At 38.8% G+C, this 14,475-nt stretch carries 13 protein-coding genes, 1 tRNA gene and 1 pseudogene; 9 read left to right on the forward strand and 6 right to left on the reverse strand.

Annotation, left to right across the window (positions count from 1 at the left end):
• The first annotated feature begins 41 nt into the window (after window positions 1-41).
• Together Q0X66_RS07690 and Q0X66_RS07695 are read left to right on the forward strand one after the other, a co-directional pair.
• Entirely contained in the window at window positions 42-629 is a 588-nt protein-coding gene (locus tag Q0X66_RS07690; protein ID WP_297704924.1) for a DUF4136 domain-containing protein, read from the forward strand.
• Between the two features lie 60 nt (window positions 630-689).
• Complete coding sequence (locus tag Q0X66_RS07695; RefSeq protein WP_297704926.1) at window positions 690-2,453, forward strand: aromatic amino acid hydroxylase; 1,764 nt, start codon at window positions 690-692, stop codon at window positions 2,451-2,453.
• Window positions 2,454-2,472: 19 nt separating this feature from the next.
• Here the strand turns inward: Q0X66_RS07695 and Q0X66_RS07700 are convergent, their stop codons facing one another.
• The 3 genes from Q0X66_RS07700 to alaS all read right to left on the reverse strand — a co-directional run bounded on the left by Q0X66_RS07700 (window position 2,473) and on the right by alaS (window position 6,776).
• Complete coding sequence (locus Q0X66_RS07700; RefSeq protein ID WP_297704928.1) at window positions 2,473-3,087, reverse strand: DUF4230 domain-containing protein; 615 nt, start codon at window positions 3,085-3,087, stop codon at window positions 2,473-2,475.
• Window positions 3,084-4,046 (reverse strand): GSCFA domain-containing protein, encoded by a 963-nt coding sequence (locus Q0X66_RS07705; protein WP_297704930.1) that lies wholly within the window; start codon window positions 4,044-4,046, stop codon window positions 3,084-3,086. Before Q0X66_RS07705 ends, Q0X66_RS07700 begins: the two co-directional genes overlap by 4 nt.
• A 114-nt stretch (window positions 4,047-4,160) precedes the next feature.
• Window positions 4,161-6,776: an alanine--tRNA ligase gene (alaS, locus tag Q0X66_RS07710; protein WP_297704932.1), complete on the reverse strand. Its 2,616-nt coding sequence runs from the start codon at window positions 6,774-6,776 to the stop codon at window positions 4,161-4,163.
• A 104-nt stretch (window positions 6,777-6,880) separates the two neighbouring features.
• Between alaS and Q0X66_RS07715 the strand changes: the two genes are divergently transcribed.
• Genes Q0X66_RS07715 through Q0X66_RS07735 form a run of 5 tightly spaced genes read left to right on the forward strand, consistent with a single transcriptional unit; the run spans window position 6,881 to window position 10,041 of the window.
• Window positions 6,881-7,858, forward strand: a complete 978-nt coding sequence (locus Q0X66_RS07715; RefSeq protein ID WP_297704934.1) for a M23 family metallopeptidase — start codon at window positions 6,881-6,883, stop codon at window positions 7,856-7,858.
• Entirely contained in the window at window positions 7,858-8,187 is a 330-nt protein-coding gene (locus Q0X66_RS07720; RefSeq protein WP_297704936.1) for a MerR family transcriptional regulator, read from the forward strand. The genes Q0X66_RS07715 and Q0X66_RS07720 overlap by 1 nt, the downstream gene beginning before the upstream one ends.
• A gap of 28 nt (window positions 8,188-8,215) precedes the next feature.
• The gene (locus Q0X66_RS07725; protein WP_297704938.1) at window positions 8,216-8,815 is read left to right on the forward strand and encodes a LemA family protein; all 600 of its coding nucleotides are present in this window, start codon (window positions 8,216-8,218) and stop codon (window positions 8,813-8,815) included.
• A 10-nt stretch (window positions 8,816-8,825) separates the two neighbouring features.
• Window positions 8,826-9,263 (forward strand): TPM domain-containing protein, encoded by a 438-nt coding sequence (locus Q0X66_RS07730; protein ID WP_297704940.1) that lies wholly within the window; start codon window positions 8,826-8,828, stop codon window positions 9,261-9,263.
• Window positions 9,244-10,041 (forward strand): YgcG family protein, encoded by a 798-nt coding sequence (locus Q0X66_RS07735; RefSeq protein WP_297704942.1) that lies wholly within the window; start codon window positions 9,244-9,246, stop codon window positions 10,039-10,041. Before Q0X66_RS07730 ends, Q0X66_RS07735 begins: the two co-directional genes overlap by 20 nt.
• A gap of 35 nt (window positions 10,042-10,076) precedes the next feature.
• On the opposite strand, the gene der is transcribed toward Q0X66_RS07735, so the two are convergent.
• Entirely contained in the window at window positions 10,077-11,378 is a 1,302-nt protein-coding gene (der, locus tag Q0X66_RS07740; protein WP_297704944.1) for a ribosome biogenesis GTPase Der, read from the reverse strand.
• 148 nt (window positions 11,379-11,526) lie between these two features.
• Here der and Q0X66_RS07745 point away from each other — a divergent pair, with 148 nt between their 5' ends.
• Window positions 11,527-12,021 carry a GTP-binding protein gene (locus tag Q0X66_RS07745; protein WP_297704946.1) on the forward strand — a complete coding sequence of 165 codons (495 nt, stop codon included), beginning with the start codon at window positions 11,527-11,529 and terminating at the stop codon, window positions 12,019-12,021.
• Between the two features lies 1 nt (window position 12,022).
• On the opposite strand, the gene era is transcribed toward Q0X66_RS07745, so the two are convergent.
• Window positions 12,023-12,907: a GTPase Era gene (gene era / locus Q0X66_RS07750; RefSeq protein ID WP_297704948.1), complete on the reverse strand. Its 885-nt coding sequence runs from the start codon at window positions 12,905-12,907 to the stop codon at window positions 12,023-12,025.
• Window positions 12,907-14,173, reverse strand: a pseudogene (locus tag Q0X66_RS07755) (alanine:cation symporter family protein). Before Q0X66_RS07755 ends, era begins: the two are co-directional and overlap by 1 nt.
• 223 nt (window positions 14,174-14,396) lie before the next feature.
• Between Q0X66_RS07755 and Q0X66_RS07760 the strand changes: the two are divergent.
• Window positions 14,397-14,469 (forward strand) — tRNA-Met (locus Q0X66_RS07760).
• The last annotated feature ends 6 nt before the right edge of the window (window positions 14,470-14,475 follow it).

Genomic DNA, 14,475 nt, shown 5'->3' on the forward strand with positions numbered 1-14,475 from the left:
CTTTTTGCCCATAATGGTTGACGAACCCAAATAATATTATTATGAAAAAGATAAAAATAATTGCTGTACCTGTACTTTTCATTCTCTTCTTAAGTTCTTGTGCCTCGGTAAATGTTATATCGGATTACGATAGGCAAACCGATTTTAAGGAATATAAAAGCTATGCGTTTTACAAAACCGGAATAGACAGGGCTCAGATTTCTGATCTGGACAAGAAACGAATCCTAAGGGCCATTGAAACGGAAATGGATTCCCTTGGTTTTGTTAAGTCTGATCAACCTGACCTACTTATAAGTATTTTTACCAATGAAAGAGTAGAAGTAGATGTTTATAGCCCAGCCTGGGGTTATGGCTGGGGTTGGGGCCCTGGATGGGGTTGGGGCTGGCCTGGTTATTACAATCCTTATTTTTGGGGGCCCGGTTATTACGGCAATAACGTTAGCACAAGAACTGAAGGTTCATTATATATTGATTTAATAGATACCGCAAAAAAAGAACTAGTTTGGCAGGGTAGAGGTGTTGGCACCCTTAATAGCACAAAAAATATAGAAAAGAAAGAGAAACGTATTCGCAAATTTGTATCACAAATATTGCAACAGTATCCACCGGAGGCTATTGCAGCGAATTAAATTTATAGCCGCCCGCTTCGGGCGGTTTTTTGTATCTTTATAAGGCATTAATGAACCGCTATGTCTTTTGAAAGTAACACTATTTTAGATAAACTTCCCACTCATCTTAAACAATATATTAAACCTCAGAACTACGAGGATTATTCTGCTATTGACCAGGCTGTCTGGCGTTATGTTATGCGTAAAAATGTGGACTATCTAAGTACTGTAGCCCATAAATCATATGTAGAGGGTCTGAATAAAACTGGAATTTCTATAGATCACATTCCCAACATGTACGGGATGAATCGCATTTTAAAAGAAATTGGATGGGCTGCAGTTGCCGTAGATGGATTTATTCCTCCGGCAGCCTTTATGGAATTCCAGGCCTATAATGTGCTTGTTATTGCTTCAGATATAAGACAACTTGAGCATATTGAATATACCCCTGCACCCGATATTATCCATGAAGGAGCTGGTCATGCACCAATCATAGCAAATCCGGAATATGCAGAATATTTGAGAAGGTTTGGCGAAATAGGCTCTAAAGCCATTTCCAGCGCAAAGGATTATGAACTTTATGAGGCCGTAAGATATCTCTCCATAATAAAAGAAGCTGCAGGTACTCCCCTGGTTGATATTGAGAAGGCCGAGAAACATATCGAAGAATTACAGCTAAATATGGGTGAGCCCAGTGAAATGGCCCTAATTAGAAATTTACATTGGTGGACTGTTGAGTACGGCCTAATTGGAACCGTAGAAGAACCAAAAATTTATGGTGCGGGACTTTTGTCTTCTATCGGTGAAAGTGCCTGGTGTATGACGGATGAAGTTAAAAAAATACCTTATAGCATAGAGGCAGCACATACTTCATTTGATATTACAAAACCACAGCCCCAGCTCTTTGTTACTCCTGACTTTGCCTTTCTGAGTCAGGTACTTGAAGAATTTGCCAATACCATGTCATTAAGAAAAGGGGGGCTTATGGGGGTAACTAAATTAATCAATGCTAAAGAACTGGGGACAGTAGAGCTGAGCACTGGTATACAGATATCTGGAATATTCAGCAACGTAATCTCAAATGACGGTAAACCAGTATATCTTCAGACCCATGGTGAGACTGCATTGTCTTCCAGGGAAAAGGAGCTGGTTGGCCATAGCAGACAAGATCATGGCGATGGTTTTGGGTCTCCTATTGGAAAACTAAAAGGGATAAATCTGGCCATAGAAGATATGAGTCCGCGAGATCTGAAAGCATATAACATCTACGAAGGTGAAACAATCTCACTTGAATTTGAAGGAGACATTAAGGTAAAGGGAGATATTATTACCGGTACCCGAAATCTTATGGGTAAAATTATTCTGATAACGTTCCGGAACTGTACAGTATCACATGGTAAAGAAGTACTTTTTAAGCCTGAATCGGGTTTATATCATATGGCTGTGGGAGAGCGTGTAATATCAGCTTTCAATGGACCTGCGGACCTCAGCAGTTTCAATTTAGTAACTCATGAAGTGTCCTCAGAAACGATAAAACCAATAAAATCTGAAGCTCGTAAAAAACTGGAGCAGTATTATAAGCAGATACGAGACTATCGTGAGGGTAGTAATACCACAATATCAAGAAACAAGGTATTTAAAGAAATACGTGAGAAGTACCCCAATGACTGGCTTTTACCTATTGAACTCTACGAATTGGCCAAAAATAATAACGATCACGGATTTGCACAACAAATCCATACCCATCTAGAGACAGTTAAACTTAATAATCCCAAAGTGGGTCATTTAATAGATGACGGAATATCAGTAGTTGATGGTCAATTGAACAATTTGATTAAGAAATAAACTTTTGGTTCTAATAAAATCAGTTGGAAGAATAAATTTCGAAAATATCTTCTTTAACAATTTCATTATTATAGGAAAGCCTCCATCCCAAAGAATTGGTGAGAATATAAAACTTAGAGAGTTCGCTTATTAACCTGTTTTCAGCATTCTTTTGCAGAGTAGAAGCATTAACTTTCTTTAATAGGGAAGCCTTTACATTATTCTTGATCTTATTATAATCTTCGGCGCTAAACTGATTAAAATAATCTGCGGTCACATCATAATACTCAAAATCCGGATTAATTTTAATCTCCGGTTCAGGAATATTCATAATCTTAAGGGTTTTGGTAGCTTCGTCTACTTCAAAATTAATCTCATTTAGATCATAAGCAACAGTAACTTCTGCATTCACCACTACTAAAGCTTTCTTATCTGCAGTAAAATATGGACCAAATAACTGTTGGGAATCTTTATAACTGTATACCTCGGAAAAGTGACCTTCGGTGACTATTATCTTGGAAACATTATTAATCTGCTGTTGAATAAGTGAACTATTCTCCTTTAAAATAGATTTTTCCTCTTTGCCTTTGTTCCAGGATTGATAAATCAAAATCATGGCCATTGCTATTACTATTCCTACTAAAATTCGCTTCATATATCAAACTTCATAAATGGGTACGCCTTTTTTAGATGCGAAATTTTCTCTTCCAGCGACTTCAAAAATAATTGATACTGCTCTGCCTGCTCGTTAAAAGGTCTGTGGGCTAATCCTTTCTGAATTTCCTGAACTACTTTCATTACTGAGTCTGCCTTCTCAGAAATCCAGACACTTTTGAATTTTTTCCAGATATAGTCAATTGCCAGATTATTAGGATGCACCATATCTTCGGCATAAAATCTATAATCCCTTAGCTCGTCAAGCATAATTTCATATGCCGGAAAATAGTAAAGGTTTTTATCTGATGAGGCTGATTCCATGATCTTGCCAATGGCAGAAATCAAATTTGCTTTACTTCGTTGATTTTCTACAAAGCCATCCTTTAAATGCCTTACAGGGGAAATCGTAAAAATTACCGAAGCATTCTCATTTACCTTTCTAAGCTTTAAAAGTATCCGTTTTAAACTTACTTCAATTTCACTTTCTGTAAGTAACTCCTTAGTAAATTGTTTTTGTGGTAGTTTATGGCAGTTGGCAACCCTTTTGTGAGTTTTAACATCTTTGTATACCCAGGCAGTACCAAGGGTAATTATTATATGACTGGCCTCACCTAGCTGATTTCTTGTATTAAGAAGAGCACTATTTAAATTGCTAAGTAGGTTCTCTTTAGATGGATCACTCAGGTCCGAATGCGAATCAAAACAGTGCCAGCGTTCATTAAAATAAAAAACATCAGCGTCCGCATAAGCTTTATCCTCTATTGTACGAATTATTAAGTTTTCTATTGCTATTGGGTGGAACAATATGCCAAGAGGGTTTTGAAGAGTTTGAAATTGATAATAATTTAGTTTCCTTCCTATATTTTGAACAAAACAAGAACCCAGAAGAAAAAGTGTACTTTGATAATCTATTTGATTTTTCTCTGAATTTAACGGGATAATTGTTTGAAGTTTCATCCTTTAAGTTTCCTTTGGTTACAGCCACTCGGCAATATGCTCCAACTTGAAATTATAACCAGCTTTTAATAGTTAACCAGCAATTCTTCTGATTGATTTTATTAGAAGTGGCTCCTATTTAAGGTATTCTTTAACCTTTTCCAGGGCCATCGGAATACCTTCCGGGTTTTTTCCTCCTGCCGTAGCAAAGAAGGGCTGGCCCCCTCCTCCTCCATCTATATATCTCCCTAATTCTCTCACAATTAAGCCAGCATTCAGATTCCTTGATCCAACCAGTTCTTTAGATATATAGCATGATAAGGTCACTTTCCCCTCCTGTTCCGTTGCGAGCAAAAGGAAAAGATTTTTCCGGTCTTTCCCCATTTCAAAAGAAAGATCCTTTATGCCAGAAGCATTTAAATCTATTTTATGTGCCAGGAATTGCACCCCATTTATTTCCTCAATCTTTTGGATTAACGATGTTTGAAGATTTTTAGCTTTTAATCGTAAAAGACCTTCCACCTCCTTTTTCAGTATTGCATTTTCTTCCTGAAGGTTTTCAACAGCCTTGACCGGATCTTTAGTGCCTTTAAAAAGATTTCTTATCTTATCAAGCTTTCTGTTATTTTCATGGTAGAATTCCTTAACCGCGTCAGAAGTAATGGCTTCTATCCTGCGAATACCGGCTGCGATCGCACCTTCGGACACAATTTTAAAATGCCATATATCTGCAGTGTTGAGGACATGTGTACCTCCACAAAGTTCTATAGATTGTCCAAATCTTATCGTACGCACCGCATCTCCATACTTTTCTCCAAACAGGGCCATCGCCCCTTCTTTTAGTGCCGTTTGCATTGGTATTGCTCGCTGCTCTTCCAGGGCTAATTGTTCATCTATCCTCATATTAACAAAATTTTCAACATCGCGGAGTTGCTCCGTAGTCATTTTTGCAAAGTGAGAAAAATCAAATCGCAGGTATTTTGAATGTACTGCAGAACCTTTTTGCTCTACATGATTCCCCAAAATCTCCCTAAGGGCCTGGTGTAATAAATGGGTAGCAGTATGATTACGAGCCGTCCGTTCTCTTTGTTTTTTATCTACGACAGCCCTAAGGACCTCGTTTGGATGTTTAGGTAGGTTTTTTGAGAAATGTATGATTTCATTATTCTCCTTCTTTGTATCTAAAATGTACACTACATCCCCATTGGGTACTTCCAGGTAACCTTTATCACCAACCTGGCCGCCACCTTCCGGATAAAAAGGGGTTAAATTGAAGACCAATTGAAACAGGCTTCCCTCCTTTTTAGAAACTACTTTTCTGTACTTTACCAGTTTTACCTGAGCTTCTAAGAAATCATAGCCGACAAACTCCTGTTGAGCATCTTCCATAAGAACTGTCCAATCGTCTTTTGAAACTTCAGATGCGGCTTTGGAGCGGGCCTTTTGCTCTTTCATCGCTAATTCAAAACCGCTTTGGTCCAATTTCAATCCTTTTTCACTTAAAATTAGCGCCGTTAAGTCAATTGGAAATCCATAAGTGTCATACAATTCAAATGCTTTTTTGCCATTTATAGTATCGCCATTAGTATTTGCAATAACGCTATCCAGTAATAACAAACCTTGTTCCAGGGTTCTTAAAAAGGAGTGCTCTTCCTCCCGAATAACATTTTCTATAAGGTTTCGTTGTTCCTTCAATTCAGGAAAAGCCTCACCCATGCTGGTAATAAGGGCATTTACTAAACGAAACATAAAGGGGTTCTTGGTATCCAAAAACGTAAAGCCATACCTGATGGCCCGTCTTAATATTCTCCTTATTACATAACCTGCTCCCGTATTACTTGGCAATTGACCATCTGCAATAGAAAAGGCTACAGCACGAATATGATCTGCAATAACCCTTATGGCAATATCTGCCTCTTCTTCCTTTCCATAATTCGTATTGGTAATTGTTTCAATTTCCCGAATGATGGGGGTAAAAACATCAGTATCATAATTAGATTGAACTCCTTGTAAAACCATACAAAGACGTTCAAAACCCATTCCGGTATCAACATGTTTTTCAGGAAGAGGTTCCAGAATACCATTTGCTCTTCTATTGTATTGGATAAAAACCAGATTCCAAATCTCTACTACCTGCGGGTGATCCTTATTTACCAAAGCAGCTCCGTCAATTTTTTCCTTTTCTTTTCTGGAACGTATGTCTACATGTATTTCCGAAGAAGGGCCGCATGGCCCCTGCTCGCCCATTTCCCAAAAATTATCCTTTTTGTCACCCTTTATAATTCTATCTTCAGGAACAATACTTTTCCATAAATTGAAAGCTTCCATGTCCATCTCAAGTTCATCAGAATCTGAACTACCCTCAAATACAGATACATAAAGACTATTCTTATCAATTTTACAAACCTTTGTAAGGAATTCCCATGCCCAACTTATGGCTTCTTCTTTGAAATAATCTCCAAAGCTCCAATTTCCAAGCATTTCAAACATGGTATGATGGTAAGTGTCTTTACCTACTTCTTCAAGATCGTTGTGTTTACCACTAACTCGAAGGCACTTTTGTGTATCTGCAATCCTTGGGTTTTTAATGGCTGAATTGCCTAAAAAGAACTCCTTGAACTGATTCATTCCGGCATTGGTAAACATCAAGGTAGGGTCATCCTTGATGACCATGGGTGCAGAAGGGACAATTTTGTGGCTTTTTTCCTTAAAAAAATCTAAAAATTTTGCTCTTATTTCCTCGGAAGTCATCTAAAATGGCAAGGTTTTATTAAATTTAACTGTTTGTCCAAAACAATTTTTATATTTGTTTGTTTTGATAAGACGAAAGCACAAAAATAGGATAAAATCCATTCATGTCTAAGGTAAAATATTATTACGATCCGGACACCCTTTCATATAGAAAGATAGAGCCAAAGAAATCTCGGCGCTACAGGAATATTTCACTCTTTACTATAGGTTCTGTCATATCCGGTATTTTTGGTTTAATCCTTTTGCTAAATACCAATATTTTGAATACGCCAAGAGAACTCTCTTTACAAAGGGAAGCCAAGAATTATGAGTTGCGATTTGAGCTTCTTAACAAAAAGATGGAGCAAATGGAGTATGTCCTCGCGAATATCGAAGACAGGGATAACAATATTTACCGGCTCTATTTTGAGGCCAATCCTATTCCTGAAGAACAGCGAAAGGCTGGTTTTGGAGGTGTAAACAGGTACAAATCTCTGGAAGGATTCAATAATTCTGAGATGATTATTTCCACTACAGAGCGAATGGATATCATACAAAAACAGATGGTAATTCAATCTAAGTCTCTTGATGAAATAACCAAACTGGCTAAGGAAAAAGAAAAACTTTTGGCGGCCATCCCTGCCATACAACCAGTAAATAACGAAGAACTTACACGTATGGCTTCCGGATTTGGATGGCGGTCAGACCCTTTTACTAAAGCAAGAAAAATGCATCGGGGCATGGATTTTACGGCTCCTAAGGGCACACCCGTCTATGCGTCCGGAGATGGAGTCGTGAAACGCGTAGATAATAATGCCTCTGGTTACGGTAAGCATATTCGCATAGATCATGGATATGGCTATATGACCCTATACGGCCATCTAAGTAAATACAATGTAAAAAGGCGTCAAAAAGTAAAGCGGGGAGACCTTATAGGTTTTGTTGGAAGCACGGGCAGATCTGAAGCACCTCATGTGCATTATGAAGTATGGAAAGAAGGAGAACGCATAAATCCTATAAATTTCTATTACGGAAGTTTATCTGCAGAAGAATTTGAAAACATGCTTAAATACGCAAATCAGGAAAATCAATCACTGGATTAATGCATTTAGAATTACCGGAAAAACGTTATTATGGAATTGGCGAAGTCGCCAGGGCTTTTGACGTAAATACTTCCCTGATTCGGTTCTGGGAAAAGGAATTTGATGTTATTCAACCCAAAAAGAACGCAAAAGGCAATCGTAAATTCACTCCAAAAGACATTCAAAATCTCCAACTAATATATCATTTGGTTAAGGAGCGTGGTTTCACACTTGAAGGTGCTAAAACCCATTTGCGTGAGGAAAGACAAAAGACTTTATCAAATTTTGAGATCATCCAAAAGCTTGAGCGCATCAAGGCAGAACTGGTCAAAATAAAAAGTCAACTCTAAAAGTATACTATAACTTAATTAAACGATTATGAAAAAATGGTTAATTCCCGTAATTGTCCTTCTGGTCTTAGCATTTGCTATTTATCAATGGGCCGTTGGATTTAATAATACGTCAGTGGAATATGAAGCCAATGCCAAAACTGCCTGGTCCAATGTTGAAAGTTCGTATCAAAGAAGAAATGATCTGATTGGCAATTTGGTGAAAACGGTACAGGGTGCCGCAGATTTCGAAAGAGGTACATTAACCGATGTTATTGAAGCACGTGCAAAGGCCAGTTCAACAACTATAGATGTAGATAATCTAACGCCAGACAAAATGGCTGCCTTCCAGGAGGCACAAACTGGATTGTCTTCGGCCTTATCACGTTTACTTGTAACAGTTGAAAGATATCCGGATTTAAAAGCCAATCAAAATTTCCTTGAATTACAATCTCAATTGGAAGGAACTGAAAACCGGATTAATGTGGCAAGGGATAGGTATAATGAACAGGTTAATATCTATGACATCTACATTAAAAAATTTCCCAATAAAATTTTAGCAGGTTGGTTTGGATTTGATGAAATGGCACGTTACCAGGCAGATCCCGGTTCTGAAAATGCCCCTGATGTGAATTTTGAATTTAAGTGATTACGCATCCATGTCCAAAGTAGAAGATTTCTTAACTGCTGATGAAGAACAAGAGATTGTAGATGCCATTCTGGAATCTGAAAAAAATACTTCCGGAGAGATCAGGGTACATATTGAACCGTCTTCACCTTTAGACCATTATGTTAGGGCCCAGGAAGTCTTTCATTTACTTAAAATGGATAATACGCGCGAAAGTAATGGGGTACTGATTTATGTAGCTGTGGAGGATAAAAAATTTGTAATCTGCGGAGATAAAGGCATTGATGAAGTGGTCCCGGATGACTTTTGGAATTCCACAAAAGACCTTATTCAGAATAGTTTCAAAGAAGGAAAATTTAAAGAAGGGATTATACGCGGAATTCTTATGGCCGGAGAAGAGTTGAAGGCGCACTTTCCATGGAAACCCAATGACACAAATGAATTGAGCAATGAGGTATCTAAAGGCTAGTCTTATCTTGTTCCTGATGTGGGGAACCTCAGCTCTTGCACAATTTACGATCCCGGAAAAACCAAAACTTCAAACAAGTGTTTACGATTATATTGGGCTATTAACGGCTCCCGAAAAAAATGCGCTGGAACAGAAACTTATCCGTTATTCCGATAGTACTTCCACGCAAATAGTAATCGCCATAATAAAATCAACTGAAGGTGAAAACATCAACTATCTGGGTGCCCAGTGGGGACAAGCATGGGGTATAGGACAAGAAGATGAGGACAATGGTATTCTGATCATTCTGGCTAGGGAAGACCGAAGAGTAGCCATTAACACAGGTTATGGTGTAGAGGCTACGTTAACAGATGCATTATCTAAACGGATCATTGGGAACGTCATTATTCCTGAATTTAAAGAAGGAGATTACTTTGCCGGATTGGATAAAGGATCTGATGCCATCTTTAAAGTGTTAACGGGTGAATTTAAAGAAGAACGCCCTCCTGAAGGAGATGGAAACTTTCCTTTTGGAGCATTTCTGCCCATTATCATTTTTATCGTAATCATCATTATTCTTAGCAGTCGTAACCGAAGAGGTGGCGGAGGCAAAGGCGGGGGACGAAAAAAAGGCATGAACCTTTGGGATATTATCATCCTGAGCAATATGGGCAGGGGCGGATATAATTCTGGTTCTTCCGGTGGTGGATTCGGAAGCGGAGGCTTTGGTGGTGGTGGCTTTAGCGGAGGTTTCGGTGGTGGTGGCTTTGGCGGAGGTGGTGCCTCTGGTGGCTGGTAAGCAAGAGGAAGGTCATGTAAGAATCTTTACTAACTCTATTTTTTCCGCATGAATATGGTAATCGGTACTCCGGCATAATCAAAATTCTCCCGTAATTTATTCTCTAAAAACCTCTTGTAAGGCTCCCGTACATATTGCGGCAGGTTACAGAAAAAAGCAAATTGCGGATACGGCGTGGGTAGTTGGGTAATATATTTAATCTTTACATATTTCCCCTTGTACGCCGGCGGTGGTGTATGCTCTATTATGGGTAGCAGCAAGTCATTAAGTTTTCGCGTGGGAATTCGTTTAGAGCGGTTTTGATAGACTTCCACGGCCGTTTCTATAGCCTTAAAAATACGCTGTTTAGTATGCACCGACATAAAAAGGATAGGAACATCTGTAAAGGGTTCAATTGCCTGTTTAATTTTTTGGGTATATTGTTTAACTGCATTAGTATCCTTCTCCACTAAATCCCATTTGTTAACCAGGATCACTATTCCTTTGTTGTTGCGCTGTGCTAACCAGAAAATGTTTTCTACCTGTCCGTCAAATCCACGGGTAGCATCTAACAAAAGTAAACAAACATCACAGTGCTCAATGGCTCTCACTGAACGCATGACAGAATAAAACTCCAGATCCTCTTTTACCTTCGCTTTCCGGCGAATACCCGCTGTATCTACCAAATTAAACTCAAATCCAAAACGGTTGTACTTAGTATCTATACTATCACGTGTGGTCCCTGCTATGTCTGTTACAATATATCTTTCTTCACCAATCAATGCATTGATAAAAGAAGATTTCCCCGCATTGGGCCTCCCAACCACTGCAAACCTGGGTAGTTCATCTTCAACTTCTTCGCTTTCTGGCAATACCTCAACAAGGGCATCCAATAATTCTCCTGTGCCACTGCCGTTAATGCTGGAAAGATTGTAATAATCTCCTAATCCGAGTGCATAAAACTCAACTGCATCCTCTGCACGTTTGGCGTTATCTACTTTATTAACAGCCAAAAAAACAGGTTTTTTGGCACGGCGCAATAAATGGGCTACATCCTCATCCATACCGGTAATACCGGTTTCTACATCTACCATAAATATTATAGCATCTGCTTCATCAATGGCTAATTTTACCTGTTTATCTATTTCCTGCTCAAAGATATCATCACTTCCCAGAACATAGCCTCCGGTATCTATTAATGAGAATTCCTTACCGTTCCAGTCGCTCTTACCATAATGTCTGTCGCGAGTTACCCCGCTTACGGCATCTACAATGGCCTCACGTCTTTGTATTAAACGATTAAAGAATGTAGATTTTCCAACATTCGGTCTCCCGACTATGGCTACAATAGCGCCCATACTTGCTAATTAGGCCGCAAAGTTAGCGCTAAAGAAACTAGATAAAAAATAAAAGATAAGGCATTGGACAACGGTCTGTTATATTTAGATAACTCTTAGAGCGATGTTTCAAAAGAAATAGGTATCTTTTATGAGCAAACAAAACTGTATGAAAGCATTGCCCAATGACATTGTTTTAAGACCCAGGTTCCAACTAGAGCTTCCACAGCCAAAAGAAAGTGCTTTACTGGCTTTTGAAAAGAATGAGAATAATCCTTTCCTGATAAATCGAATAGATGATCATGTCTTTATAAAATTCCAAAAAAAAGATGTTCATTTTTGGTCTCCCCAACTGCATTTGGAAATTAACGAAACAGACGCAGAAAATTCTAAGCTATACGGCCTGTTTGGCCCAAACCCAACGCTATGGACATTTTTTATGTTTTTACATTTCGGGGTGGGAACATTTTTTATAATCTTCGGAATTTGGGCCTATTCAAGTGCTTCATTGGGTAAATCATACGGCCTGCAACTTGGAGCGATGATTTTTATGGTGATATTGTGGTTTGTTTTATATGCTTTTGGAAGAGCGGGTAGAAGAAAAGGGAAACCACAAATGAATCAATTGTTCCATTTTATGAGAGAGGTTTTAGACTTAAGCTGACTTACTTCTGATCATACCCAAACCTGCGAAGTTGATTGGGGTTACTCCGCCAGTTTTTGTTAACTTTTACATAGAGTTCAATATACACCTGTTTGTCAAAGAATTTTTCAAGATCCTTTCTGGAAGCTACTCCTACCCTTTTTAGTGCGGCGCCTTTATGCCCGATAATTATTCCCTTTTGAGAATCTCGCTCTACCATAATAACCGATCTAATCCGGATTATCTTTTCATCCTCCAAAAATTCTTCCGTTTCAATTTCAACCGAATATGGAATCTCCTTTTTATAGTGTTCCAGAATCTTTTCACGGATAATTTCGTTAACAAAAAAACGCTCCGGCTTATCTGTTAGCTGGTCCTTTGGAAAATAAGGAGGTGCTTCGGGCAATAATTCCAAAATACGTTCAAACACTTCCTTAACATTGAAATTTCTCAGGGCAGAAATAGGATGAATCTCCGCAGAAGGAAGTTGTTCCTGCCAATATTGCGTTTGTTCTTCCAACGTTTGTTGATCTGAAGCATCAATTTTATTGAGTAGTAGCAGCACGGGAATCTTACTTTCTTTAAGTCTTTCTAGAAAAGAGCTGTCCTTTAATGATTTTTCACCAATCTCAACCATGTAAATGAGGATATCCGCGTCTTCAAATGCAGATTTTACAAATTTCATCATTGAATCCTGCAACTCGTAGGCAGGTTTAATAATCCCTGGTGTATCTGAAAGAATTAACTGGAAATCCTCGCCGTTCACAATACCCAGGATTCGATGTCTTGTGGTCTGTGCCTTTGCGGTAATTATTGAAAGCTTCTCCCCTATAAAAGCGTTCATAAGGGTTGATTTTCCTACATTGGGATTTCCAATGATATTCACATAACCTGCTTTGTGAGCCATTATACTTTGATTTTTGAAAAATAGGTTTTCATCGCAATATTTACTCTAGGTGACAAATATAGCACCGCAATCATATTGGGGATTACCATGAGTGCAAAAGACAGGTCAATTAAATTCACGACAAGATCTACAGAAGCCACTGCTGCAAAAGTAATACTCCCTACATAAATATAATTATAGAGCTTACCTACTTTAACATTAGTCAAAAATGAAAGACATTTGGTGCCGTAGTAAGAATAGGTGAATAAGGTTGAAAGTGCAAAAGCAGAGACGATGATCATTAAAAGCACATCGCCATAACCAAAGAGCGATTTCTTAAATGCGATCAGGGTCATGACAATTCCATTGTTCTCCGCATCTAAATAGGCCCCACTCAAAATAATTACCACTGCAGTTAATGTACACACTACAATGGTATCTATAAACGGGCCCAACATGGCAACTAAACCTTCTTGTATGGGTTCTTTTGTTTTGGACTGCCCATGATACATGGGCGCATTGCCAACCCCGGATTCATTGGAAAATACGGCTCGTCTTATCCCGATAATGATAAGACCCCATAAACCTCCCTGGACCGCAGTTTCAATATTAAATGCTTCTACCAGGATTAATTTTAATGACGGCCAAATCTCACCAGCATTCATTCCCATGATCACAATAACGGCAAACAAATATAAAAGGACCATAAATGGGACAATTGCTGTGGCTACTTTGGCGATTTTTTTAAGGCCTCCGAAAATTACGAATGAAGTGATCACACTAAGTACAATCCCAATTCCCAATTTCCAATTAAAATCACCCAATACGGCAATGGTTTCATTAGGGTTAATCACGCCCATTAATGTTTGGGTAAACTGATTTGTCGTAAATGCGGGCAGAACACCAAAGAGGCCGGCAATACAGAAGAACACAGCCAAAGGCCTGGCCTTTTTGCCCATACCCATGGTAATGTAGTACATCGGCCCTCCCTGCAAATTGTACCACGCCAGGCCCGCCAAGGTATATAGCAATGGCTACACCAGAAATATTTCCCAATCCCACAGTGGCTGCAACAGCCGAAGATAGTGCCTGGAGATGACTAACTTCACCAGGATCATCAGGATTATCGTATTTACCTGAAGTTATTAAAATGGCATGTTTAAAATAACGATATGGAAGTAATTTAGAGTAAGCAACCAGATAAAGGCCTCCACCAACTATTAAAAAAAGCATTACCCATTCAGTATAAGGAAGTACAGCCGCTAAAAAGTCATTAAATATCTTCATAAACAAACTAAAGCTCCGAAGTTATGGAATTTAAGCTTTTTGGGTGTGTGGTTGGGACAAATAATTCCAGTACTAAGTTTTGATTTAACTAAAAAAGCATCGTATATTTGCCGTCCACATCGCGGGGTAGAGCAGTATCCTTCGATTCCTCAGGACAGGGTACCTACTCATGCTTGGGAAAAGAATAAAAAACACTGCTAATAAAAATATTGAAAGTTCACATCGCGGGGTAGAGCAGTAGGTAGCTCGTCGGGCTCATAACCCGAAGGTCGCTGGTTCGAGTCCAGTCCCCGCTACAAAGA

The organism is uncultured Eudoraea sp. (assembly GCF_947260015.1).
Taxonomy (GTDB): Bacteria; Bacteroidota; Bacteroidia; order Flavobacteriales; family Flavobacteriaceae; genus Eudoraea.

Excerpts from the sequence above, each read along its gene's own strand:
- Q0X66_RS07690 (WP_297704924.1), top strand. The coding sequence starts at position 42 with ATGAAAAAGATAAAAATAATTGCTGTACCTGTACTTTTCATTCTCTTC.
- Q0X66_RS07695 (WP_297704926.1), top strand. The coding sequence starts at position 690 with ATGTCTTTTGAAAGTAACACTATTTTAGATAAACTTCCCACTCATCTT.
- Q0X66_RS07700 (WP_297704928.1), bottom strand. The coding sequence starts at position 3,087 with ATGAAGCGAATTTTAGTAGGAATAGTAATAGCAATGGCCATGATTTTG.
- Q0X66_RS07705 (WP_297704930.1), bottom strand. The coding sequence starts at position 4,046 with ATGAAACTTCAAACAATTATCCCGTTAAATTCAGAGAAAAATCAAATA.
- alaS (WP_297704932.1), bottom strand. The coding sequence starts at position 6,776 with ATGACTTCCGAGGAAATAAGAGCAAAATTTTTAGATTTTTTTAAGGAA.
- Q0X66_RS07715 (WP_297704934.1), top strand. The coding sequence starts at position 6,881 with ATGTCTAAGGTAAAATATTATTACGATCCGGACACCCTTTCATATAGA.
- Q0X66_RS07720 (WP_297704936.1), top strand. The coding sequence starts at position 7,858 with ATGCATTTAGAATTACCGGAAAAACGTTATTATGGAATTGGCGAAGTC.
- Q0X66_RS07725 (WP_297704938.1), top strand. The coding sequence starts at position 8,216 with ATGAAAAAATGGTTAATTCCCGTAATTGTCCTTCTGGTCTTAGCATTT.
- Q0X66_RS07730 (WP_297704940.1), top strand. The coding sequence starts at position 8,826 with ATGTCCAAAGTAGAAGATTTCTTAACTGCTGATGAAGAACAAGAGATT.
- Q0X66_RS07735 (WP_297704942.1), top strand. The coding sequence starts at position 9,244 with ATGAGGTATCTAAAGGCTAGTCTTATCTTGTTCCTGATGTGGGGAACC.
- der (WP_297704944.1), bottom strand. The coding sequence starts at position 11,378 with ATGGGCGCTATTGTAGCCATAGTCGGGAGACCGAATGTTGGAAAATCT.
- Q0X66_RS07745 (WP_297704946.1), top strand. The coding sequence starts at position 11,527 with ATGAAAGCATTGCCCAATGACATTGTTTTAAGACCCAGGTTCCAACTA.
- era (WP_297704948.1), bottom strand. The coding sequence starts at position 12,907 with ATGGCTCACAAAGCAGGTTATGTGAATATCATTGGAAATCCCAATGTA.